This is a genomic window from Yinghuangia sp. YIM S10712, from assembly GCF_051388935.1.
In the GTDB taxonomy this organism is placed as follows: Bacteria; Actinomycetota; Actinomycetes; order Streptomycetales; family Streptomycetaceae; genus Yinghuangia.
The window spans coordinates 799326-822505 of the sequence record NZ_JBPKBI010000001.1; the positions used below are offsets into that span (position 1 = coordinate 799326).

A 23180-nucleotide genomic window follows, 5' to 3' on the forward strand; every position below is an offset into this window, starting at 1 on the left:
ACTCTGATCGGGCGACAACACGGACGGTGCGACCTCGGCGGGGAGGCCGCCCGCCGGAGCAGCGGGGAGGAACCATGGCGGACGGCACGTCGCCCGGCAGCACGCCCAGCGGCGGCAGGTCCGACGGAAGGCCGGGGGGCGGCACACGTGTCGTCGCCGGCCGGTACCGGCTGGCGAGCGTGCTCGGGCGCGGTGGCATGGGCACGGTCTGGCATGCCGTCGACGAAATGCTGCACCGCGATGTTGCGATCAAGGAATTGCGCCTGCCCGACTACCTCGACGACGAGGAACGCGAGATCCAGCAGCAGCGCACGCTCCGCGAAGCCCGCACCGCGGCCCGAATCGCGCACGAGAACGTCATCACCATCCACGACGTCGTCGAGGACGACGGCATCCCGTGGATCGTCATGGAGCTCGTGCACGCCGACTCGCTCGCCGACATCCTCAAGTCGCGCGGCACCCTGTCGCCGGTCGAGGCCGCCGAGGTCGGGCTCAAGGTGCTGAACGCGCTGGTCGCCGCCGAGCAGAAGGGCGTCCTGCACCGGGACGTCAAACCGGCCAACATCCTGGTCACGGTCAGTGGCCGCGTCGTCCTCACCGATTTCGGCATCGCCACCGAGGCGGGCGCGCAGACGCTGACCGCGACCGGCATGCTCGTCGGTTCGCCGAACTTCCTCGCCCCCGAACGCGCCCAGGGGCTGCGGCCCAACCTCGCCGCCGACCTCTGGTCGCTCGGCCTCGTGCTCTACATGGCCGTCGAAGGGCGCAACCCGTTCGACCGGCCGACGATGATCAGCACGCTCAACTCGATCATGCTGGAGGACCCCGACCCGCCGCGTCGCGCGGGCGCGTTGCTGCCGGTCATCGAGGGCCTGCTGGTCAAGGACCCGACGCAGCGGCTGTCGGCCAAGGATGTCGAGCGCCTGCTGCTTGGCATCATCCGCGGCGATCTGACGCAGGCGCACATCCAGGCCGTTCCGCCGAATGTCCCGGTCGCGCCGCCGACCCACGACTCCACGGCGGCGGTCCGCAACGGTGGCGTCGACGCGGGCACCGGCACGGTTCCGGCGCCGGTCGCGGGCTACGCCCCGGACGGCGCGCCGGCGGTGGGTGCGGGTTCGGTCCCGGGGGCCGCGGCGGCCGTCGCCGCGGCGCCGACCGCGTACGGCTCGGTGCCTCCCGCTCCTCCGCCTCCCGCACTCGGCAATCCGTACGACTCCGGTCCGGGCGCGGGGCCGGGGACCGCGCCGTCGGGGTATCCGATGGCGCCGTACGACGCGCTCTCCGGGCGCCCGGTCACCTCGGCGACCGTCGGCTACGGCGGTGGGCAGCCTCCCGCGCGGGCGTCGCGCAAGCCGATGGTGCTCGGTGTCGTCGCCCTGGTGATCGCGCTGGTGGCCGCGGGCGTCGCGACGACGTTCGTGCTGCGCGGGGACGACAAGGGCGACGAAGCCGGCAAGGGCGGACAGGCCGGCAACGTGCAGAGCCAGCCGCCGCCGGCGTCGTCGTCGCCCAGTGGCGAGCCCCCCACGTCGGGAACGCCCTCGGCGAAAGCCGGCGGCCTGACCCCGCCGAGCGGGGCGGCGGTGACGGCGTCGCCGCCGCAGATACCGGGCTACACCTGGACCGTCGACCCGGCCGGTTTCGCACTGTTCGTACCGACCGGCTGGGAGCGCTCGCAGTCCGGTGCGCAGATCGACTACACGGATCCGCGCAGCAAGACGTTCCTCCGGATCGGCGTGAGCAACGCGGGTGCGCACCCGCTGGACAACTTCCGGACGATCGACGCCGACTTCGCCGCCAAGAAGCAGAACTACGAGCGCCTGCAACTGGATTCGTATCCGGTTTCGGTGCCGGGTTGGGAAGCGGCGGTCTGGGAGTTCACCTGGGACGGCAACCCGTTCAACCCGGACAGCGGCAACCTGCGTCCGAGCCACGCGATCGACCTCGGCATCCGCACCGACAAGGGGAACGACTTCTCGATCTACGTCGCGTCGTTCCAGACGGACTGGCCGGCCGCGAAGAAGGTGTTCGACACCGTGGTGAGTGACTTCCGCGAGACGTGAGGCCGTCGGGCCGGGCGCGCCGCGTTGCCCGGGTTTGCCCCGATGGCGGATAGTGTTCGCCAGGCAGAGCGTGGCGATCTTGAACGGTCGACCACCGCCTGAGGCACGGCGGCCGATGTCGAGCGTCCCCGACACCGGCCGCCGGCGGGGTCGTGACCGGAGTGCTGTCCCCTGCCTCCCGGTCACGGCGCCGACGCGAGGTCCCACAGCAGCCGCACAGGGCATGCCTCATCGCGCCGACGATCTTTGCCGACCCACCGGGGGCGGGTGGGTCTGCACGGTCAACGACGGTGTGGGCGCGCAGGTTACGGGGGTTTGCCGTGATCGGGGATCTCCCCGGCATTCCGGGGCTCCCGACCGGGCGGGTCCGCAACGATCCACACGCCGCCCGACTCTCGCGATCGGCGAGCGGCAGCGTTCCGACCGCGCCGGAACCGGTCAAATGCGGCCGCGGCAGAGTTCCAGCAAGGCCATCGCCACCTCCCTGCCCGGTTTGTCCAGGGCTGTGCGGTAGCGGTTGATGACCTCCATCTCGCGGGTCAGTTGGACGCGGCGGCCTCCGGCGGCGATGCGCGTGCGCTGTACCTCGCCGGACAGGGCCACGCGTTCGGTGATCAGTTCGATGATGCGGCGGTCGACCTCGTCGATGCGGGCTCGGGTGGCGGCGATGATGTCGTCCGCGGATGTCGTCTGATTGGTCATGCCGGTCTCCTCGGGGGCGGTGCGGGTGGCTCGCGGGACCCGGAGACGCACGACGCCCCGGGTTCCGAGAACCCGGGGCGTCGATGAAGCCTGTGTGTTCAGGCGGCAGCGATGGCGCCGGGATTCCCGGGGCCATAGGTAAAGACGTACGCCGCGTCGAACATGCGGGCCAGTATGCCCCCTCCTCCGGGCCCGTGCGGGGGCCTTCCGGATGCCGAGACGGGGGTCACCCGATCGGCCCGTAGAATCGAAGCAACCCCCGCACTCCTCGGAAGGCCCTCGTGACCTCGACCAGTCCGGACGCGACCGGTACCGAAACCGTTCTCGTCGTCGACTTCGGTGCCCAGTACGCGCAGCTCATCGCCCGACGGGTCCGCGAGGCCCGCGTCTACAGCGAGATCGTGCCGCACACCATGTCGGCCGACGAGATCCTGGCCAAGAAGCCCGCCGCGGTCATCCTGTCCGGAGGCCCGTCGTCGGTGTACGCGGACGGCGCGCCGGCCGTCGACGCCGCGTTGTTCGAGGCGGGCGTGCCCGTCTTCGGCATCTGCTACGGCTTCCAGGCGATGGCCCGCGCGCTCGGCGGCAACGTCGCGCGTACCGGCCTCGCCGAGTTCGGGGCCACCGAGCTCAAGGTCACCGGCACCGCCTCGACGCTGTTCGACGGCCAGCCCGCCGACCAGTCGGTGTGGATGTCGCACGGCGACGCGGTGGACCGGGCACCCGAGGGCTTCGTGGTCACCGCGACCACCGAAGGTGCTCCCGTCGCCGCCTTCGAGGACGACGCGCGCAGGCTGTACGGCGTCCAGTACCACCCCGAGGTCCTGCACACGAAGTACGGCCAGCAGGTGTTGGAACGCTTCCTGCACACCGGCGCGGGCCTGGCCGGCGACTGGACGATGGCCAACGTCATCGACGAGCAGGTCGTGCACATCCGCGAGCAGGTCGGCGACAAGCACGTCATCTGCGGTCTGTCCGGCGGTGTCGACTCGGCGGTGGCCGCCGCGCTCGTCCAGCGTGCCGTCGGCGACAAGTTGACCTGCGTTTTCGTCGACCACGGGCTGCTGCGCAAGGGCGAGGCCGAGCAGGTCGAACGCGACTACGTGGCGGCGACCGGCGTCTCCCTCAAGGTCGTCGACGCCCAGGAGCGCTTCCTGGCCGCGCTTGCCGGGGTCACCGACCCGGAGGACAAGCGCAAGATCATCGGCCGCGAGTTCATCCGCGTGTTCGAGCAGGCCGCGGCCGAGGTCGTCGCGGAGGCGGGCGCGCACGGCGAGCAGGTCGAGTTCCTGGTGCAGGGCACCCTCTACCCGGACGTCGTGGAGTCGGGCGGCGGCACCGGCACCGCCAACATCAAGTCGCACCACAACGTCGGCGGCCTGCCGGAAGACCTCCAGTTCCGGCTGATCGAGCCGCTGCGGAAGCTCTTCAAGGACGAGGTCCGCGCGGTCGGCGAGGAGCTTGGCCTGCCCGCCGAGATCGTGTGGCGCCAGCCGTTCCCGGGCCCCGGCCTGGGCATCCGCATCATCGGCGAGGTCACCGCCGACCGCCTGGAGATCCTGCGTGACGCCGACGCCATCGCCCGCGAGGAGCTTTCCCGGGCGGGTCTCGACCGCGACATCTGGCAGTGCCCGGTGGTCCTCCTGGCCGACGTGCGCTCGGTCGGCGTCCAGGGCGACGGCCGGACCTACGGTCACCCGGTGGTGCTGCGCCCGGTCACGTCGGAGGACGCGATGACCGCCGACTGGTCGCGTCTGCCGTACGACCTGCTGGCCCGCATCTCGAACCGCATCACCAACGAGGTCCGCGAGATCAACCGCGTCGTCCTCGACGTGACCAGCAAGCCGCCGGGCACGATCGAGTGGGAGTAGTTCCGTAACGACGCGACTGCGCCCGTCAGGAAGAAAGCCTTCGTGGCGGGCGCAATCGCGTCGTTCAATTCCACGTGGTGGTTCGCAGCACGGGGTAGGGGGCGGGAAGGTGCACATCCTGGCCGAACGGGAACGACTGCGTGGTGGCGTAGCCCGGTTGCGGAGCGGGCCCTGAGGGATCCGAGTACACGATGACCGTGTGCTTCGCGCGATCCACCAAGACGTAATGCGGGATACCCATGCGTCCGTAGGCCGCGTATTTGTCGCGAGTATCCGTTTTGCGATTCGAGCTCGTGACCTCGAAGACCACGTCGAGGCTGTCGGCCGGCAGCCAACCGCCGTGCGTGTGCCGGGCCTCCTCCATTTCGGCCGGGGTGAAATCACGTGTGCCGATGGCCAGATCGGGGATCACATGGTCGCCGATCGCCCGGTCCGCGCAATCCCCGCGCATGCAGTAGCCGCGCCCTGCTTGGCGGACGAACTTCACGGTTGGGATCAACTGGTACAGCAGGTTCGTCAGGATCGACTCGTGGAAAGGCCCCGGCGGCGGCGACACGACGATTCCCCCTTCGACGTACTCGACGCGCCAACCTTCGGGTGCGTCGATGCCGTCGAGGAGTTCGGGAATGCTGGTGCGTTCGTCGACCATGACGGTCAGTGCCCTCCTCCACCGAGACGGAAGCCATAAGACTACGGTTCGGGCCTCCCAGGTCGGATGAAAGCCAAGATCACCCCAATGGGCTAGTTTGCGCGACGGGTGCCACGGTCGGGCGGGACCGCACCGGCCGGGCAGGCTGATCAGCGGCCGGACGGGAACAGGGCGTCCTGGGCGGCCTGTTGCGCGGCCAGCAGAGCGCCGCGAAGCACTGCTTCGCCGCCGAGTTCGGTGGCGCGCACCTGTGTTCGCAGGGGGGACAGCGCCGCCGCGTGTGCCTCGACGCGGGCGGCGAGTTCCGAGCCTCCGGCGTGGCCGAGCTCGGCGCCGAGCACCACGCGGCCGGGGTCGAGGACGGCGGCGACGGCGGCGGTGGCCAGGGCCAGGCGTCGGGCGAGTTCGTCGAGGAAGCGGTCGGCGGCCGGGTCGGTCGTGTGCGTGGCGACGGCCGTACGCACCACCGAGGCGCTGGGCGGCTCTTCGGTCTTCGCGTCGGGGAACAGCCCATGCCCCGCTGCCAGTTCGACGACTGCGGCGCCGCCCACCAGGGAGTGCAGGCCGCCTTCGCACGCGTCGGCCGAGGGGAGGCCGCCGGTGCCGGGTACGGGCAGGAAGCCCAGTTCGCCGGCGCCTCCGGACGCGCCGCGGCGTACGCGCCCGTCGAGCACCACCGCGGCACCGACTCCCGCACCCGGCCAGATCATCACGAAGGTGTCGGAGTCCCGTGCCGCGCCCAGCTTTTGCTCGGCCATGGCGGCGAGGTTGGTTTCGTTCTCGACGAGCACGGTCGCGGGCAGGCGTTTCTGGAGTGCGGCGACGAACTGCCGGTGCCACGAGGGGAGTCCGGTGGTCGGGCGTAGTTCGCCGGATACGGGGTCGATGAGCCCGGGGGCTCCGACGCAGACGCTGTGCAGGCGGGAGGCCTCGGCTCGCCGGGCGGTTTGCTCGACCAGCGCGACGGCTTGTTCGACGGCGTGCTCGGTGCTTGGTTCGACACGTTGTTCCACGCCCCTGCCCGCGGTCGGGACCGCCGTGTCGATCGGCATCGACCCGGCGGCGAGCGTCGTCCCGAGCAGGTCGGCGACGACGACGCCGACGCTGTTCAGGCGGACGTCGACGGCCGCGAGGTGCGCGCGGTCGGCGACGATCGCGTAGAGGCGCGCGTTGGGCCCGCGCCGTCGGGTGCCGGTTTCGCCGACGACGTGGACGAGGCCGGCCTGTCGGAGCCGTTCGACCAGGTCGGCGATCGTGGGGCGGGAGAGCCCCGTCAGTTCCTTGAGCCGGCCGGCGGTCAGCGGGCCTTCGCTCTGGAGCAGCCGCAGGGCGAGGCGGTCGTTGAGGGCTCGTGCCGTGCGGGGGGACGCGGGGGACGGCGGCTCGGCCGCGGCGGTGGGGGCGTCGGCGGCCGGGGTGTCACGGCGTACGGAGTCCGGCCGCGCGTCGCCGAGCGCGGCGACACGGCGGGTGGCGGGCGGCATGGCGGAGTCCTTCGGGGCATTTATATCAGGCAGGGTTCCTGATAATTTTATCGCACGGTTCCGGCGGGTGCGGGGGACACCGTCACCCGGCTCCTGCCCGGCACCTCCGGCGGCGCGGGCACCGGCCCATGGCCGAGGTCCCCGCCGGGCCGACGGACCGGGCGGCAGTCCGGGGGAGGGAGGACCGCATGGACGCGACTTCGGCCGGCGCCGGGGCCGAGCGGAGGTCCCGGCTGATCCGGGCGCGGTACGCGGTCGCGGCTGTGTTCTGCGTGCACGGAGCGGTGACCGGCAACTTCGCGTCGCGCATTCCGTGGATCCAGGACCACGCGTCGGTCGGCGCGGGCGGGCTCGGCATCGCGCTCGCGTTCCCGGCGATCGGTGCGTCGGTGGCGATGACGATGGCCGGATCGATCCAACACCGCCTGGGCGGGCGCCGGGCCATGCGCGGCCTGCTGGTGCTGTGGACCCTCGCCCTTGTCCCGACCGCGCTCGCGCCGAACATCTACGCACTGTGCGCGGCGTTGTTCGTGTACGGCTGCACCGCCGGCATGTCGGACGTCGTCATGAACGCGATCGGCGTGGAGACCGAGGACCGCCTCGGTCGTTCGATCATGTCGAGCCTGCACGGCATGTGGAGCGCGGGCCTGCTGCTCGGTTCGGCCGCGGGGACCGTCGCGGCCCACGCCGACCTGGACGCCCGCGTGCAGTTCGCCGCCGCGTCGGTGGTCCTGACCGTGTCGGGGCTGGTCTTCGCGGGCTGGGTCCTCGACACCCGGGGCGGTCCCGACGAACACCCGCCGCCGCATTTCGCGCTGCCCCCGAAGACGGCATGGCTGATCGGTGCGGTCGGGTTCTGCGCGGTCTTCGCGGAGGGCGCAAGCCTGGACTGGTCGGCGGTCTATCTGCGCGACGTGCTGGACGGTTCGCCCGCCGTCGCGGCGGCGTCCACCACGGGGTTCGCGCTGACGATGGCCGTGGCCCGTCTGGCGGGCGACCGCGTGATCGACCGCTTCGGTGCGGTGCGCACGGTCCGGGCGGGCGGCTTCGTGGCGACCGCGGGCGGCGTGATGATCGTCACCGCCCCTCACGCGGCGCTCGCCATGGCCGGATTCGCGCTCCTCGGCCTCGGCGTCGCGGTGGTCGTCCCGCTCGCCTTCGCGGCGGCCGGACGCAGCGGCCCGAACGCCGGCCAGGCCATCGCGGGCGTCGCCACGGTCACCTACACCTCGGGCCTCATCGCGCCGTCGGCGATCGGCGCGATCGCCGACGCGACGTCGCTGGTGGTGTCCTTCTGCCTGGTCACCGGGTTGGCCTGCGTCCTGACCGTCACCGCCGGCGTTCTGCGCACCCCGTCCCGTGCCGTCACGGCGGCGACGGCGCGGGAGAGCGAAGCCGGCGCGGGCAGATGAGCGGCAGCGGTGATCCCGGGCTCACGAGCGCCGGGGTCGGCCGGACGACAAACGACACGGCCGGCGGCCCCCACTCGGGGCCGCCGGCCGTTCGTGTCTAGACGTTGCGGCGGTACGCTCCGCCGACCTCGAAGAACGCCTCGGTGACCTGCTGGAGGGTGCAGACGCGCGCGGCGTCCATCAGGACGTCGAAGACGTTTTCGTTGTGGGTGGCGGCGTGCTTGAGCGCGGCGAGGGCTTCGTCGGCCGACGACTGGTGGCGGCTGCGGAAGTCGCGGACGCGGCGGAGCTGCGACTCCTTCTCCTCCTCCGTGGCGCGGGCCACCTCGACCTCGACCGGCGGGGCGTCGTCGGCGCCGGGGGCGCGGAAGGTGTTGACGCCGATGATGGGCAGCGTGCCGTCGTGCTTGCGCTGTTCGTACAGCATCGACTCGTCCTGGATGCGACCGCGCTGGTAGCCGGTCTCCATCGCGCCGAGCACGCCGCCGCGTTCGCTGATGCGGTCGAACTCGGTGAGCACCGCCTCCTCGACGAGCTCGGTCAACTCCTCCACGATGTACGCGCCTTGCAGCGGGTTCTCGTTCACCGCGAGGCCCCACTCGCGGTTGATGATCATCTGGATGGCGAGTGCGCGGCGCACCGACTCCTCGGTGGGCGTCGTCACCGCCTCGTCGTACGCGTTGGTGTGCAGGCTGTTGCAGTTGTCGTAGATCGCGGTGAGCGCCTGGAGCGTCGTGCGGATGTCGTTGAAGTCCATCTCCTGTGCGTGCAGCGACCGGCCCGAGGTCTGGACGTGGTACTTCAGCTTCTGGGAGCGCTCGTTGGCGCCGTAGCGGTCCCGCATGGCGATCGCCCAGATGCGCCGGGCGACGCGGCCCAGCACGGTGTACTCCGGGTCCATGCCGTTGCTGAAGAAGAACGACAGGTTCGGCGCGAAGTCGTCGACGTCCATGCCGCGCGCGAGGTACGACTCGACGTAGGTGAAGCCGTTGGCGAGGGTGAACGCGAGCTGGCTGATCGGGTTGGCCCCGGCTTCGGCGATGTGGTAGCCGGAGATCGAGACCGAGTAGAAGTTGCGCACGCGGTTCTTGATGAACCACTCCTGGATGTCGGCCATCATGCGCAGGCTGAACTCGGTGGAGAACAGGCAGGTGTTCTGCCCCTGGTCCTCCTTGAGGATGTCGGCCTGCACGGTGCCGCGCACCGTGGCCAGCGCTCCGGCGCGGATCTTCGCGGCCTCCTCCGCCGACGGCTCGCGGCCCTCGGCGGCGCGGAACTTGTCGAGCTCGCCGTCGATCACGGTGTTGAGGAAGAACGCCAGGATCGTCGGTGCCGGGCCGTTGATGGTCATCGAGACCGAGGTCGTGGGCGCGGTGAGGTCGAAGCCGTCGTACAGCGCCTTCATGTCGTCGAGTGTCGCGATGGACACGCCCGACGTGCCGACCTTGCCGTAGATGTCGGGGCGTTCGTCGGGGTCGCGGCCGTAAAGCGTCACGGAGTCGAAGGCCGTCGACAGGCGCGTGGCCTCGCCGTCGTGCGACAGCAGCTTGAAGCGGCGGTTGGTGCGGAACGGGTCGCCTTCGCCGGCGAACATGCGCGCCGGGTCCTCGCCGTCCCGCTTGAACGGGAAGACCCCTGCGGTGAACGGGAAGTAGCCCGGCAGGTTCTCCTCGCGCAGGAAGCGCAGCAGCGCGCCGTCGTCGGTGTGGCGCGGCAGCGCGACGCGCCGGACGCGGTTGCCCGACAGGGTCTCGCGGGTCAGCGTGGTGTGCAGCTCGCGGTCACGGATGCGGACGACCTGCTCGTCGCCGCTGTACGACTCGACGGTGGCCGGCCACGTCTCCAGCAGCTTGCGGGAGTCGGCGGTGAGCGCGTCGGTCGCGTCGGTGACCAGGCCCTCCAGGGCGGGCACAGGCTCGGGGAGTTCGTCACGGACGAGGGAAACGCGCTGGAGCCGCGCGGCGGCGGCGGCCTGCGCCTCGGTCTCGGCGTGGTAGTCGCGTACGGTCTCGGCGACTTCGGCGAGGTAGCGGGTGCGCGACGCGGGCACGATGTGTGCCGCGCCGGTCGACTTGCGCACCTCGACGGGCGGCAACACGCCCTGCTCCAACGGGAGTCCCTGCTCGGCCAGGTGTGCGGCAAGGTACTGGTACAGCGCGGTCACGCCGTCGTCGTTGAACGTCGCCGCGCTCGTGCCGAACACCGGCATGTCCTCGGGCCGCGACCCGAACGCCTCGCGGTTGCGGATGAGTTGGCGGGAAACGTCGCGCAACGCGTCCTCAGCGCCCCGGCGTTCGAACTTGTTGATGGCGACGACGTCGGCGAAGTCGAGCATGTCGATCTTCTCCAACTGCGACGCGGCGCCGAACTCCGGTGTCATCACGTACAACGACATGTTCGCGTGGCTGGTGACCGCCGCGTCGCCCTGGCCGATGCCGGGCGTCTCCAGGATGACCAGGTCGTATCCGGCGGCCTTGCACACGTTGAGCAACTGGTCGACGCGCTCGGGCAGTTCGCGGCCCGCACCGCGTGTGGCGATGGACCGGAAGAAGATGCGCTCGCCGTCGAGGGCGTTCATGCGGATGCGGTCGCCGAGCAGCGCGCCACCGCCACGCCGCCGGGTCGGGTCGACGGCGATGACCGCAACCCGCAGCTTGTCCTGCTGGTCGGTGCGCAGGCGGCGCACGAGCTCGTCGGTGAGCGACGACTTGCCGGAGCCGCCGGTGCCGGTGATGCCGAGCACGGGGACACGCCGCGCACCGGCGGCGGCCTCGACCGCGGCCAGGGTTTCGGCGTCCAGGCCGTGGGACTCGGCGACGGTGAGCGTGCGGGCGAGGGCGGCGCGGTCGCCCGCCAGGAGGGCGTCCAGCGCGGCGGGCTGCTCCGCGGGGTCGAAGTCGCACTCCTTGATCAAGGTGTTGATCATCCCGGTGAGGCCGAGCCGCTGGCCGTCCTCGGGGGAGAAAACCTTGACACCGCACTGGGCCAGACGGGTGATCTCCTCGGGGATGATCACGCCGCCGCCACCGCCGAAGACCTTGACGTGCCCGGCGCCGCGCTCGCGCAGGAGTTCGACCAGGTATTCGAAGTATTCGACGTGGCCGCCCTGGTACGAGCTGATCGCGACGCCCTGGACGTCTTCTTCGAGAGCGGCGTCCACGACCTCGCTCACCGAGCGGTTGTGGCCGAGGTGCACCACCTCCGCGCCCTGGGACTGGAGGATGCGCCGCATGATGTTGATGGCCGCGTCATGCCCGTCGAACAGGGCGGACGCGGTCACGAACCGCACAGGACGGACCGGGACGTACAGGGACACGAAAGCCTCCGATGACGCGCGGGCGGGTGCCTACCTCCAAGATACTTGGAAGTCCTACTATTCCCCAGGTTAACCAGGGCCCGGAACGCGCGCGCACCCATCCCCCGATCAGGTGAAGGCGGCTGTCCCACCGGCACCATGAGCACCGCCGGGATACGGCAGAATGCGCGCTGGCAGGTGCGGTCAAATCCCGTTGCCGGAACCGGCGGAAGCCGTCGGAACCGTCGGCGATCCAGAGCAGAATCAAGCGCGCGCCGCCGCTCCCGGGGAGGGTTTTCGATGGCGCACGGCGTCGGCGTGCATGGTCCGGACTGCCACTGTGTGGTCCGGGAGGACTACCGGCGGGCCCAGGAGGGCTTCGCCGAGGCGCGGCGCTCACTGGCCCGCCGCGAGGGGGTGCCGGCGGTCGTCGCCCCGTCCGAGCTCGCCACCCGGCAGTGGATAGACGATGAACTGCGCGGCAAGTCACGTGAGTTGGCGGCCAAGCGACGCCACCACGGCCGCGCCGCGCTGCGCCTGCTGGGCACGCGTACCCTCGCGCTGCTGTGGGCGGCCGTCGTCGCGCTGCTCGTCGTCCAGGCGCTCACCGCGATCGGCGAGGGCTGGACCGTCACGCGTACGGCCGCCCTGGTTGCCGCCGTCGTGACCGTCGCGGCACTCAGCGCCGTCGCGTACTGGACCCGCGACGGAGCGGGCCTCTACGCACCGGTCCGAGGCCTCGACGGCCGACTGTCCACGTCGAAAGCCGTCGCCGGCCTCTGGGCCGTCACCCTCACCTACACATTCGTCTTCTTCGCGGTCCGCCTCGCCGCCGCCTCGGACGGCGACGACCGCTCCGAGCTGCTCGACAGCCTCGGCTCGGTCTCCGCCGACCAGATCGCCCTGGTCGCCGCCCCCCTGTTCGCCACCGTCCTGGTACGCCGCGTCGTCGGCGACAAGGTGAACCGGCGGGTCCTCCAAAAACCCCACTCCGACCGAGCCCGGCTGCGCGACCTGGTCACCGACGACGCGGGCCGCAGCTCACTGGTCGACGCCCAGTACGTGCTCGTCAACCTGGTCGCGACCGGCTTCGTGGTGGTCGGCCTCGCGCGCGACCCCGAGGTGCTGCCGGACATCCCCGCCACGTTGGTCGCCCTCGCCATGGTGTCGGTCGTCGTCTACCTCGTCGCCAAACTCGTCGAGAACAACCGCCCGGTCATCCTCTCCGTCGTCCGCGTCCACGTCCCCGGCAACCTCGACACCGCCGTCCGCCAGGGCGACGACATCGAGATCCGAGGCGCCAACCTGGTCGGCGCCGGCGCCCGCGAACCCGACCAGCTCGCCCGCGTCGTCGTCATGTTCGGCGCCGTCCACGTCTACGCCCCGCTGGTCCCCACGGAATCCGGCTTCTCCAACCCCTGCGACGCGGTCGTCGTCGTCCCCATCCCCGTCGACGTCGAGCCGGGCCGCGTCGAACTGTGCGTCGTCTCCGCCGCAGGCGTCGAATCCAACCGCTACGAGATCGAGATCGCCGACTGAGACCGCGGCGCGCCCGACGGCTGCCCTGGTGACGAACAAGCCGTACGGACCGCTCAGTTCAATGGATCGGCCACGGTCTTCCCGGTGCCCGGGCGCCTGGCCGCGCGCTTGGCACGGCGCGACGTGATCATCGCCCACACCGCGCCGACGAAGCCCGAGGCGCCGACGCCGATGACGGCGAGGGCGAGCATGATGCCGGGGCGGGCGTCGACGGCGTCGCCCGCGTCCAGGAGGTAGGTCACGGCGATGCCCATGAAGAAGAAGCCGGCGACCATGGACATCGGGTCGAAGCCGCTGCGTGGGCGGGCGAGGGTGCGCGGGCGAGGGACGGCGGAGCTTCCCGGCGGCGGCGTCGGGGCGGACGGGCGGAGTGCAGTGCCGTCGTCCGGGAGGGCGGACCATGGATCGGCGCCTGTGGTTCCCCCGGGGCTGGTTTCCCCGGCCTTCAAGGCCTCATCGGCTCCCACGACGGGGCGGCCCCGTTCGTCCCGGGGCAGCAACTTCGGGCGCCACTCGGTGTCTTGGCGTGCTTCCGGGGTGCGGACGGACGGGACCCCGGTGGAGCGGGGCCCGTCGGCGTCGTCGTGGGCCGGGTCGGTCGTCGCGGGGGTGGGAGGGGCGTCGCCTGCGATCGCCGGGTCGATGCGGAGCACTTCGGTCTCCTCGGAGTCGAGTGGCCTGTCGAGTGGCTGGTCGGGCGGTTGGGCGGGCGGAGCGTCGGGCGATGGGGAGGGTTGCTCGTAGGGCTTGTCCCGAGGCGCCTCGGAGGCCGAGGCGTCGGTCGTTGCGGCGCGCGACAGGTCGAGGGAGTCGTCGCCGGACGCGTCGGGTGACGCCTGCGGCGCCGGGTTCCGCACGTCTTGCGGAGAGGCACTGCGGGCTGCGACGTGCGCCACGTCCGTACTGTCGTTCCGGATGCGGCCCGGCCCGCCGTTGTCCGGGAACTCCCCGCGGCTGTCCGCAGGTTCACTTCGCGTCAGCCGCGCGGGCCCGTCGTTTGGGGAGGTTCCCGCCGGGGCGTTCACGGCCGGCTTCGTTCCCGTCGGCCCGGCGCGCTCCGGATCGCGGCCCTGCGCGTCGTCAGGCGCCATGCTTCACCTCCAGGTTCCCCATCCCGACCCCCAGGTCGAGCACGATCGTGCCGCGCGGCGGTCGGTCCGCCGCCGGTGTGATGACGGTCGAGCGTTCGGGCTTGTAGCCGCCGTCGCTGCGGTCCTGAAGGTCGATCGAGCCGAGGTCCGCGTCGGCGTCGACGATGACGCGTACGTCGTCGGGGATACGGATCGTCAGTTGGCCGAGGCCCACCGTCGCCTCGATCCGCACCGGGTCGGCCGGGGCACGTCCGGCGAAGTCCAACTCGGTGAGATCGACCATGAGTTCTCCGTACTTGAGGCGGTACGGCGACTCCACCGCCGCGACCGTGCCGGGCCGGTACGTGCGTTCCCCGGTCGGTCCGACCAGCGGCACCGTCAGGGCCGCGGACGCGCTCACCAGCGCGGTGAACACGAGCGCGGGGGCGATGAGCCAGCGCCCGCCTCCGAAGAACGTTCCGGCGAGCAGCCCGCCGGCCAGCACCGCGAGGATCACGGCGAGGAAGACCTGCACCGAGATGTCCGCCGAGGTGGCGTCGTCCAGCCACCACATGACCCCGCCCGCCACGGCGGCCAGCGAGATCGTCGCGGGGGCGAGGTAGGACCGCGCCTTGCGTCGCTGTGGCGCGGACGGCTTGGGACGCTCCGGGCCCGGTGTCCGCCGCCACCACGGGGTCGGCTCCGGGTCCGAGACCGGCCCGCGGGCCGCTTCGTCGCCCGGCGCGGCCGTGTCCTGCGCGGTGTCGGCCTGTCGGCCGCCGAGGGACCACGGTTCGAGGCCGAGGGTCTTCGGGCCGACCCGCGCCCTGTTGTGGGAGACGTAGAGGATGATGCCGGCGACGATCAGCAGCGGGAACGCGCCGTCGAAACCGTTGTCGAGGTAGGCGAAGAAGACGGCGGTGCCGATCCCCGCGACCGCGAGCGCCGGGATGGCCGCCGCGACGTTGCGGCCGCTCATCAGGTCGCGGGCGAGCGGGGTCGGGTGGTCGTCGGCGGGCATGAGCAGCCAGCCGAGGCCGTACAGCAGGACACCGAGGCCACCGAACAGGGTCAGCACGGTGCAGACCACGCGGAAGATGACCGGGTCGACGCCGAAGTGCCGGCCGAGGCCGCCGCACACGCCCGCGACGACCCGGTCGTCGACGGTGCGGACCAGTGGCGGAGCGCCGCCGTGCGCCGGGGCCTGGGGCGGCGGCGCCTCCGATCCGGGGGAGGTCGTGTCGCTCATCTGATTCCTTCGTGGACACCCCCGGCCTCGGGCCGGGGGACCGACTCCTGGGCCGACGGTGTCGGTGTCTTGACAGCCGGCCGGAGCACTCCGGGCGGCTGTGACAACAGCAGGTGTTGCAGCACGGGTGACGAAGCAGGTGCGTGTCGGGTGGCAGAACAGGTGTGACCAAGGGCAGGGGGCGTGAGCAGTGGGCCTCCTCGTCGCGGGGGCGGGGAACCCATGTCTCCATCGTGCTGTTCTCGCGTGCGCGCGCCTATCGGGCGTGGCCCGGGGGCGTCCCTGAGCCGACCCTGACGCCGTATCAGGGTCGAACCCTGATGCGTCGCCGGCGTCCCGCGCGAGACCATCGGTGGCGTGACAGCCGCACCACCCCCCGGCGCACCCCCGCGTCCCGTGCTCCCGCCCGGCGAGCCGCGTCGGCCCACGCCCACGCTCCACCGCAACCCCTCGCAGCGCATGGTGGCGGGGGTCGCGCGCGGGCTCGCCGACCACTTCGCGGTCGACGTCGTCTGGCTGCGCCTGGGTTTCATGGTCCTCAGCCTCGGCGCGGGGCTGGGCGTCGTGCTGTACGGCCTGCTGTGGCTCAACGTGCCCGAGGGCGTCCCCGCGGCCCGGGACCTGCCGAATGCCCGCGAGCGCAGGTCGCGGCACGCGGCGCTGGCGATCGTGACGGTGCTGCTGGCGTTCACGATGGTGTTGATCGTGGCGGGCACGGCGAGCGACCGCGGGGCGTGGGTGTGGCCGCTCCTGGTCGCGGCGGCGGGCGTCGCGCTGGTGTGGCGCCAGGCGGACGACGCGCAGCGCACCCGGTGGCTCGCGCTGGACGGGCGCAGCCGCACGGCGGCGATCGTGCGGACCGGCGCCGGGCTGGCGATCTTCGCCACCGGGATCGGGTTCTTCGTCGCCTACCGGGGCGGCCTCGGCGACGTGTTCGCCGCGCTGCGCGGGGCGTTGCTGCTGTTGTTCGGGCTGCTGGTGATTTTCGGGCCGTACCTGCTGCGCCAGACGCGCGACCTCGGTGCGGAGCGGCGGGCCCGCATCCGGGCCCAGGAGCGGGCCGAGGTCGCGGCGCACGTCCACGACTCGGTGCTGCACACGCTCACCCTCATCCAGCGCCACGTCGACGATCCGCGCGAGGTCGCCAAGCTGGCGCGGGCGCAGGAGCGCGAGTTGCGCGCGTGGCTGTACCGGCCCGAAGGCGAGGAGCCGGACCGGACGTTCGCGGCGGCGCTGCGCCAGGAGGCGGCCGAGGTCGAGGACGCGCACGGGGCGACGATCGAGATCGTGTCGGTGGGCGACTGCCCGGTGGACGAGGGCCTGTCGGCGCAGCTCGCGGCGGCGCGGGAGGCGATGGTGAACGCCGCGAAGTACGCCCCGGGCGGTCCGGTGCAGGTGTTCGCCGAGGTCGAGGAGGCGACGGTCACCGTTTTCGTTCGCGACGGCGGCCCGGGATTCGACCCGGAGGCGCTGCCGGAGGACCGGCTGGGTGTGCGAGAGTCGATCCTCGGGCGCATGCGCCGCAACGGCGGCAGCGCGGTGATCCGCAGCGAGCCCGGTGAGGGCACCGAAGTCGAGCTGGGGATGGCTCGCAGCGAGGGGAACAGGAGCCGGTCGTGAGCAGCGAGAGCCCGCAGGGCGCCGGGGCAGGCGGTACGGCAGGCGGTACGGCAGGCGGGGCGGCGGGCGGGGGCCGGGTCCGCGTCGTGCTGGTCGACGACCACCGCATGTTCCGTACGGGCGTGCGCGCCGAGATCGGTGACGCGGTCGAGGTGGTCGGCGAGGCCGAGGACGTCCCGTCCGCGGTCGCGGTGGTGCGGGCGACGCGGCCCGAAGTGGTGCTGCTGGATGTGCACCTGCCCGGCGGCGGCGGGGTCGAGGTGCTGCGGCAGTGCGCCGAACTCCAGCCCGGTGTGCGGTTCCTGGCGCTGTCGGTGTCCGATGCCGCCGACGACGTGATCGGGGTCATCCGGGGCGGCGCGCGCGGTTACGTCACGAAGTCGATCACCGGCGACGAGCTGGTCCGGGCGGTGGCGCGGGTCGCGGACGGCGACGCGGTGTTCTCGCCGCGCCTTGCCGGGTTCGTGCTGGACGCCTTCGCGGCGACGGATGTCCCGCCGATCGACGAGGACCTGGACCGGCTGACGCAGCGGGAGCGCGAGGTGCTGCGGCTGATCGCACGCGGCTACGCGTACAAGGAGATCGCGCGGCGGCTGGTGATCTCGGTGAAGACCGTGGAGACCCATGTGTCGGCGGTGCTGCGCAAGTTGCAGCTTTCCAACCGGCACGAGCTGACGCGCTGGGCGACCGACCGGCGACTGGTGTGACGACGGCCGCCGGTCGGCCGGGAACGCAGGGGCGGGACGCGGTGTGCGGACCGCCCGAGCGCACCGTTCGGGTGCCGGTTTACCCGGGGCGGGTCGCCGCGTAGAACGGCATCACGTTGATCGACTCGGTCCGGACATTCGTGCCGGGGCGCGGAGCGTGGACCATCATGCCGTTGCCGATGTACATCCCGACGTGGCTGTTGTCGGAGTAGAAGAAGACCAGGTCGCCGGGCTGGAGCTGGGACTTCGAGACCCTGGTGCCGACGTTGACCTGGTCCCACGTGGTGCGCGGCAGCTTGACGCCGGCCTTCCCCCACGCGGCCTGCATGAGACCGGAGCAGTCGTACGAGCTCGGCCCTGCCTTGCCCCAGCCGTACGGCTTGCCTATCTGGTCCATGGCGAAATCTATGGCGACCGAGGCCCGTCCGGACGCCGGGACGGCGGCGGCTTCCTTGTCGTCTTCCTCGGCGGCGGCGCGTTCCTCGTCGCGCGCCGCGCGCTCCTCGGCCTCGCGCTCGGCGGCTTCGGCCGCTTCGTGCTCGTTGGACTCCAGGATCGCCTGCCGCTCGGCCTCGGTGAGGGTGTTGAGCAGAGCCTGGGCCTTGTTGAGCTTCTCCTGGATCGCGTTCTTGTTCGCGGTCAGGTCCTTGCGGAGCTGGTCGAGCTCCGCAAGCTGCCGGGAGGCTTCCTCGCGGTCCTGCTGGAGCATGCGCGCCTGCGCGGCGATCTGCTCCAGCTTGATGGCCTGCTGGGAGTCCAACTGGTCGAGCATCTGGGCTTTTTGCAGGTACTCGGCGGGGTCGCCGCTCAGCGCGAGCGCGAGCTCGGGCGGCATACCGCCGTTGCGGTACTGGTTGGCGGCGAGGATGCCGATCTGCTCGCGCAGCTCGTTCATCGCGGCCTGTTCCTCGGTGACGCGGGTCTGCGTCGCGTTCGCCGCCTGCTGGAGCTGCTCGACCTTCTCCTGGACACCGTTGTAGATGTCGGTGGCCTTGGCGACCTCGTGGTGGAGCTGGTTGACCTGCTCCTGGACCTGGGACTTGGTCGGGTTGGCCGGGGCGGGGTCGGCGTGGGACGGGCCGGCGAAGGCGATGACCCCGGTCATGGTCGCGGCGGCGGTGACCGCCAGGGTCGCGGCACTGCGGGGAGCCGTACGCGGCTTCGACCGGCGGTGCTGCGCGGGACGACGATGGGACGCCACGAAAGCGTCACTCCTTCCTCGGCCGCCTACCGGGTTAGCTGACAGGCTCGGGCGGAAGAAGACGCCCTACGGCGCCGGGAGCGGCCCCGGCACCGATTCGCCTCGATGGGACCGTGGGTCCCCGGCTCCGGAAAAGGCCCGCGGCCGCACAGGGACGGCCGCCGGTCGTGACCGGACTCGGCGGTGGCGCCCGTCTGCTCCGGGTGGAGCACGGGGGTACGGGCCACCTGGCCGAGAACATTAGTCACAGGAGTGTCACGAACCCCAGGATCTCCCCGGACATTGCCAAAGCTTTACCTTGGGGGTCGTTTCATTGTCCGGTTTGTGATTTTTATAGGCTCGTCGCAGCCGACTCTGAGGAGCGTCCCGTGGACGTCGTTCGTCAACTCCTGCTCGTCCTGCACATCATCGGCGTCGCCTCCCTGCTGGGCGGATTCCTGACCCAGATGAGCGCGATGAAGTCCGGCGACGTCCGCGTCAACAAGGCGATGGTCCACGGCGCGCTCACGATGCTGGTCACCGGGGTCGCCCTCGTCGGCGTCCGGCAGAGCCAGGACCTCGACGTCGACAACGCCAAGATGGGTGTGAAGCTGGCCGTTCTCCTCGCGATCCTCCTCATGGTGTGGACCAACCGCACCAAGGAGCGCGTGGACACCAAGATCGTCGGCGCCATCGGCCTGCTGACCGTCGCCAACATCGCGATCGCCGTCATGTGGACCTGAGCCGGCCCGAGCCGGACGCGGAGGCCTGAGCCGGACGAGAGCCGCCCTCGCGCCCGGCGGTCCCGTTCGGCACGCACGGGCCGGAACCGCCGGCGCGGCTCGTAGACTCGGCAGCGATGAGCAAACTCTTCGACGACCTGCCGCTGCCGGGCTTCGGCGCCGACGTGCCCGCGGACGCGGACATCCCCTGGCCCGCCGAACCCCCGCCCGACGAGGTCCCGCCGCCGCCCGAGTACGACCCGGCACCCGACGACCTGTTCTCGGGCGACTACGACGTGCCCGCACAGCCGTACGAGGGCCACTACCGCAACGGCGCCCCCAAGCCCGCCGTCGACCCGGCGCAACTGCTCGACGGGATGAACCCGCAGCAGCGCGCCGCCGTCGTCCACGAGGGCTCGCCGCTGCTCATCGTGGCGGGCGCAGGCTCGGGCAAGACGCGCGTGCTCACCCACCGCATCGCGTACCTGCTGGGCGCGCGCGGCGTGCACCCCGGGCAGATCCTCGCGATCACCTTCACCAACAAGGCCGCGGGCGAGATGAAGGAGCGCGTCGAGGCTCTGGTCGGCCCGCGAGCGAAGGCGATGTGGGTCTCGACCTTCCACTCGTCGTGCGTGCGCATCCTGCGGCAGCAGTACAAGAAGCTCGGGCTCAGCTCGGCGTTCTCCATCTACGACGCCGCCGACTCGCAGCGCCTGATGGCGATGGTCTGCCGTGACCTCGACCTGGACCCCAAGCAGTATCCGCCGCGCAAGTTCAACGCGCAGGTGTCCAACCTCAAGAACGAACTGATCGACCCGGAGGCGTTCGCCGCCGAGGCGCAGAACGACGCCGAGCGCAGGCTCGCCGAGGCGTACACCCTCTACCAGGCCCGGCTGCGCCAGGCGAACGCGCTGGACTTCGACGACCTGATCATGACGACGGTCAACCTGCTCCAGGCGTTCCCGGACGTCGCCGAGCACTACCGGCGCCGGTTCCGGCACGTCCTCGTCGACGAGTACCAGGACACCAACCACGCGCAGTATGTGCTGGTGCGCGAACTCGTGGGCGGCGCCGCGGGCCGGGCGCCGAAGCGCACGGTCGAAGGCGACCTGGTCAACCCGGCCGCGGAGGGCCTCGCGGAGGTCCCGCCCGCCGAGTTGTGCGTGGTGGGCGACGCCGACCAGTCCATCTACGCGTTCCGCGGCGCGACGATCCGCAACATCCTCGACTTCGAGAGCGACTACCCGGACGCGAAGACCATCCTGCTGGAACAGAACTACCGTTCGACGCAGACGATCCTCGCCGCCGCCAACGCCGTCATCGAACGCAACAGCAACCGCCGTGCCAAGAACCTGTGGACGGATTCCGGGCAGGGCACCGCGATCGTCGGCTACACCGCCGACGACGAGCACGCCGAGGCGCAGTTCGTCGCGGACGAGATCGACCGGCTCGCCGACGCCGGCACGGTCACCCCGAGCCAGGTCGCGGTGTTCTACCGGACCAACGCGCAGTCCCGCGTGTTCGAAGAGGTGTTCATCCGGGTCGGCCTGCCGTACAAGGTCGTCGGCGGGGTGCGGTTCTACGAGCGCAAGGAGGTCCGCGACGCGCTCGCGTACCTGCGGCTGCTCGCCAACCCCGACGACGTGGTGTCGCTGCGCCGGATCCTGAACGTGCCCAAGCGCGGCATCGGCGAGCGCGCGGAGGCCTGTGTCGAAGTGCTCGCGGCACGCGACCGGATCCCGTTCGCGGAGGCGCTGCGGCGCGCGAACGACGCACCGGGCATGGCGACGCGGTCGGCGAAGGCGATCGCCGGGTTCGTGACGCTGCTCGACCAGCTCCGCGGTGTCGTCGAGGGCGGCGCGGGCCCGGCGACGGTCCTCGAAGCGGTCCTCGAACAGACGGGCTATCTCGCCGAGTTGCAGGCGTCGAACGACCCGCAGGACGAGACGCGCATCGAGAACCTCCAGGAACTCGCCGCGGTGGCTCTGGAGTTCGAACAGGCCCAACCGGAGGGCACGCTCGCGGACTTCCTGGAGCAGGTGGCGCTGGTCGCCGACTCCGACCAGATCCCGGACGCCGAGGGCGGCGGCGTGGTCACGCTGATGACGCTGCACACCGCGAAGGGCCTGGAGTTCCCGGTCGTGTTCCTCACCGGTCTGGAGGACGGCGTGTTCCCGCACATGCGGGCGCTCGGCGACACCAAGGAGCTGGAGGAGGAGCGGCGGCTGGCGTACGTCGGCATCACGCGGGCGCGTGAGCGGCTGTACGTGACGCTCTCCCGGATCCGCAGCGCGTGGGGCGCCCCCGCGTACAACCCTCCGTCGCGGTTCCTTCAGGAGCTGCCGGAGAAGCTCGTCGAGTGGCACGGCAAGGCCCCGTCGGCGGCCCAGGCCATGTCCGCGACCAGGACGGCCCGTTCCGCGTCCCCGGGACGCCTCAGCGGTCCGAGCCGCATCCTGGACCGCGAGGTCGTCGCGCTGAGGCCCGGCGACCGGGTCACGCACGACAAGTTCGGCCTCGGCACGGTCGTCGCGACGCAGGGCGAGGGCGACAAGGCGCAGGCGACGATCGACTTCGGGGCGTCGGGCACCAAGCAGTTGCTGCTGCGCTACGCGCCGGTCGAGAAGCTGTAGAAGGGGCGTCCTGGTGGCCCGGTGACGGAAGTCGCCGGGCCACACGGCGTGTTGCGGGTTGTTTTCTGCGGGCCGCGTCGACCTCGAAATCCTGGAGCGTGGCCACGACGGCGACATCGACGCGGTCGGTGTCCGCTTCGACGACGCCTGTCGCGGCTCCGGGCGGCGATCAGGTCGGGTCGAGGCCCTTGTTGCGCAGCCACGTCACGGGGTTGACCGGCGCGCCGCCGCCGGGGCGCACCTCAAGGTGCAGGTGCGGGCCGGTGCTGTTGCCGGTGTTGCCGGAGTAGGCGATCACGTCGCCGGCCTTGACGGGCCCGGAGACGACCTTCGCACGGCTGAGGTGGCAATACCACGTCTCGGTGCCGTCGGGGGCGGTCAGGATGACCATGTTGCCGTAGGCGCCGTTCCACTGGGTGCGCACGACGCCGTCGGTGACCGCGTGGACGGGGGTGCCGGTGCTCACCGGGAAGTCGATTCCGGTGTGCAGGCTGGACCAGCGACCGCCGGCCTGGCCGAAGTAGGCGGACAGGCCCGGCCGGACCGGAAGCTGGAACTTGGGGCGCGCTTCCTCCTGCTTCTTGCGCTCCTCCGCGGCGAGCCTGGCCTGTTCCTGCTGGAGCCTGGCCTGCTCGGCCTGCTGCCGGGCGATCTCCGCCTGCTTCTCCTCCAGTGCGACGCGGGCCTGCGCGCGGCTGGCGCGGTCCGCGAAGTCCTCGGCGCCGGCCTGGAGGTCGGTGAACTGCTGGTCGAGGGGCGACACGGAGAGCGGCACGTCGACACCCGAGGCGACGGTGTCGTCGCCGGAGCGGTTTCCGGTGTCCGCCTGGATGCCGCCGGCTGCGGCGACGGCCATGGCGGCGGCGCCGAGAACACCGATCGAGCCGCCCGCGACCTTGACCATCGGGCGGGTGCGGCGGGTCGTCTTGCGGCGCGCGGCACGGGTGTTGGCGGCGGCGGAGGAGATGGGCCGCGCGCCGG

Annotated in this window: 16 protein-coding genes and 1 riboswitch; of the genes, 8 read left to right on the plus strand and 8 right to left on the minus strand. The window is 71.6% G+C overall.

Translation table 11 applies throughout. From position 1 onward, the window contains the following. Positions 1 to 74 precede the first annotated feature (74 nt). A complete protein-coding gene (locus tag ACRX5W_RS03810) occupies positions 75 to 2066 on the plus strand; it encodes a serine/threonine-protein kinase (RefSeq protein ID WP_436786431.1) in 1992 nt (663 codons plus the stop codon). Between the two features lie 438 nt (positions 2067 to 2504). On the opposite strand, the gene ACRX5W_RS03815 is transcribed toward ACRX5W_RS03810, so the two are convergent. Next, positions 2505 to 2819: a chorismate mutase gene (locus ACRX5W_RS03815; protein WP_436786432.1), complete on the minus strand. Its 315-nt coding sequence runs from the start codon at positions 2817 to 2819 to the stop codon at positions 2505 to 2507. A 230-nt stretch (positions 2820 to 3049) separates the two neighbouring features. Between ACRX5W_RS03815 and guaA the strand changes: the two genes are divergently transcribed. After that, on the plus strand, positions 3050 to 4639 hold the full coding sequence (gene guaA / locus ACRX5W_RS03820) for a glutamine-hydrolyzing GMP synthase (RefSeq protein ID WP_436786433.1): 1590 nt from the start codon (positions 3050 to 3052) through the stop codon (positions 4637 to 4639). A gap of 64 nt (positions 4640 to 4703) precedes the next feature. On the opposite strand, the gene ACRX5W_RS03825 is transcribed toward guaA, so the two are convergent. Beyond that, a complete protein-coding gene (locus tag ACRX5W_RS03825) occupies positions 4704 to 5288 on the minus strand; it encodes a Uma2 family endonuclease (RefSeq protein ID WP_436786434.1) in 585 nt (194 codons plus the stop codon). Positions 5289 to 5437: 149 nt separating this feature from the next. Further along, positions 5438 to 6772 carry an ROK family transcriptional regulator gene (locus ACRX5W_RS03830; protein WP_436786435.1) on the minus strand — a complete coding sequence of 445 codons (1335 nt, stop codon included), beginning with the start codon at positions 6770 to 6772 and terminating at the stop codon, positions 5438 to 5440. Between the two features lie 188 nt (positions 6773 to 6960). On the opposite strand from ACRX5W_RS03830, the gene ACRX5W_RS03835 reads away from it, so the two are divergent. Next, positions 6961 to 8184 carry an MFS transporter gene (locus ACRX5W_RS03835; RefSeq protein ID WP_436786436.1) on the plus strand — a complete coding sequence of 408 codons (1224 nt, stop codon included), beginning with the start codon at positions 6961 to 6963 and terminating at the stop codon, positions 8182 to 8184. 97 nt (positions 8185 to 8281) lie between these two features. Here the strand turns inward: ACRX5W_RS03835 and icmF are convergent, their stop codons facing one another. Beyond that, positions 8282 to 11473, minus strand: a complete 3192-nt coding sequence (gene icmF, locus ACRX5W_RS03840; RefSeq protein ID WP_436786779.1) for a fused isobutyryl-CoA mutase/GTPase IcmF — start codon at positions 11471 to 11473, stop codon at positions 8282 to 8284. Positions 11474 to 11779: 306 nt separating this feature from the next. Between icmF and ACRX5W_RS03845 the strand changes: the two genes are divergently transcribed. Continuing rightward, entirely contained in the window at positions 11780 to 13018 is a 1239-nt protein-coding gene (locus ACRX5W_RS03845; protein WP_436786437.1) for a hypothetical protein, read from the plus strand. Positions 13019 to 13071: 53 nt separating this feature from the next. Here ACRX5W_RS03845 and ACRX5W_RS03850 read toward each other — a convergent pair whose 3' ends face one another. Both ACRX5W_RS03850 and ACRX5W_RS03855 read right to left on the minus strand, forming a co-directional pair. Next, a complete protein-coding gene (locus ACRX5W_RS03850; protein ID WP_436786438.1) occupies positions 13072 to 13914 on the minus strand; it encodes a hypothetical protein in 843 nt (280 codons plus the stop codon). Positions 13915 to 14098: 184 nt separating this feature from the next. Further along, positions 14099 to 15337: a PspC domain-containing protein gene (locus tag ACRX5W_RS03855; RefSeq protein WP_436786439.1), complete on the minus strand. Its 1239-nt coding sequence runs from the start codon at positions 15335 to 15337 to the stop codon at positions 14099 to 14101. A gap of 357 nt (positions 15338 to 15694) precedes the next feature. Here ACRX5W_RS03855 and ACRX5W_RS03860 point away from each other — a divergent pair, with 357 nt between their 5' ends. Together ACRX5W_RS03860 and ACRX5W_RS03865 are read left to right on the plus strand one after the other, a co-directional pair. Continuing rightward, a complete protein-coding gene (locus ACRX5W_RS03860) occupies positions 15695 to 16957 on the plus strand; it encodes an ATP-binding protein (protein WP_436786440.1) in 1263 nt (420 codons plus the stop codon). Next, complete coding sequence (locus tag ACRX5W_RS03865; protein WP_436786441.1) at positions 16954 to 17664, plus strand: response regulator; 711 nt, start codon at positions 16954 to 16956, stop codon at positions 17662 to 17664. Before ACRX5W_RS03860 ends, ACRX5W_RS03865 begins: the two co-directional genes overlap by 4 nt. A gap of 79 nt (positions 17665 to 17743) precedes the next feature. On the opposite strand, the gene ACRX5W_RS03870 is transcribed toward ACRX5W_RS03865, so the two are convergent. Further along, entirely contained in the window at positions 17744 to 18865 is a 1122-nt protein-coding gene (locus tag ACRX5W_RS03870) for an NlpC/P60 family protein (protein ID WP_436786442.1), read from the minus strand. 8 nt (positions 18866 to 18873) lie between these two features. Beyond that, positions 18874 to 19014: riboswitch (cyclic di-AMP (ydaO/yuaA leader) on the minus strand. A 219-nt stretch (positions 19015 to 19233) separates the two neighbouring features. On the opposite strand from ACRX5W_RS03870, the gene ACRX5W_RS03875 reads away from it, so the two are divergent. Together ACRX5W_RS03875 and pcrA are read left to right on the plus strand one after the other, a co-directional pair. Further along, complete coding sequence (locus ACRX5W_RS03875; RefSeq protein WP_436786443.1) at positions 19234 to 19587, plus strand: hypothetical protein; 354 nt, start codon at positions 19234 to 19236, stop codon at positions 19585 to 19587. A 116-nt stretch (positions 19588 to 19703) separates the two neighbouring features. Next, the gene (pcrA, locus tag ACRX5W_RS03880; protein WP_436786444.1) at positions 19704 to 22199 is read left to right on the plus strand and encodes a DNA helicase PcrA; all 2496 of its coding nucleotides are present in this window, start codon (positions 19704 to 19706) and stop codon (positions 22197 to 22199) included. A gap of 169 nt (positions 22200 to 22368) precedes the next feature. On the opposite strand, the gene ACRX5W_RS03885 is transcribed toward pcrA, so the two are convergent. After that, a partial coding sequence (locus ACRX5W_RS03885; protein ID WP_436786445.1) for a M23 family metallopeptidase occupies positions 22369 to 23180 on the minus strand: 812 nt, incomplete at its 5' end.

Coding starts and splice junctions, on each gene's coding strand:
- ACRX5W_RS03810 (WP_436786431.1), top strand. CDS start 75: ATGGCGGACGGCACGTCGCCCGGCAGCACGCCCAGCGGCGGCAGGTCC.
- ACRX5W_RS03825 (WP_436786434.1), bottom strand. CDS start 5,288: ATGGTCGACGAACGCACCAGCATTCCCGAACTCCTCGACGGCATCGAC.
- ACRX5W_RS03830 (WP_436786435.1), bottom strand. CDS start 6,772: ATGCCGCCCGCCACCCGCCGTGTCGCCGCGCTCGGCGACGCGCGGCCG.
- ACRX5W_RS03835 (WP_436786436.1), top strand. CDS start 6,961: ATGGACGCGACTTCGGCCGGCGCCGGGGCCGAGCGGAGGTCCCGGCTG.
- ACRX5W_RS03845 (WP_436786437.1), top strand. CDS start 11,780: ATGGCGCACGGCGTCGGCGTGCATGGTCCGGACTGCCACTGTGTGGTC.
- ACRX5W_RS03855 (WP_436786439.1), bottom strand. CDS start 15,337: ATGAGCGACACGACCTCCCCCGGATCGGAGGCGCCGCCGCCCCAGGCC.
- pcrA (WP_436786444.1), top strand. CDS start 19,704: ATGAGCAAACTCTTCGACGACCTGCCGCTGCCGGGCTTCGGCGCCGAC.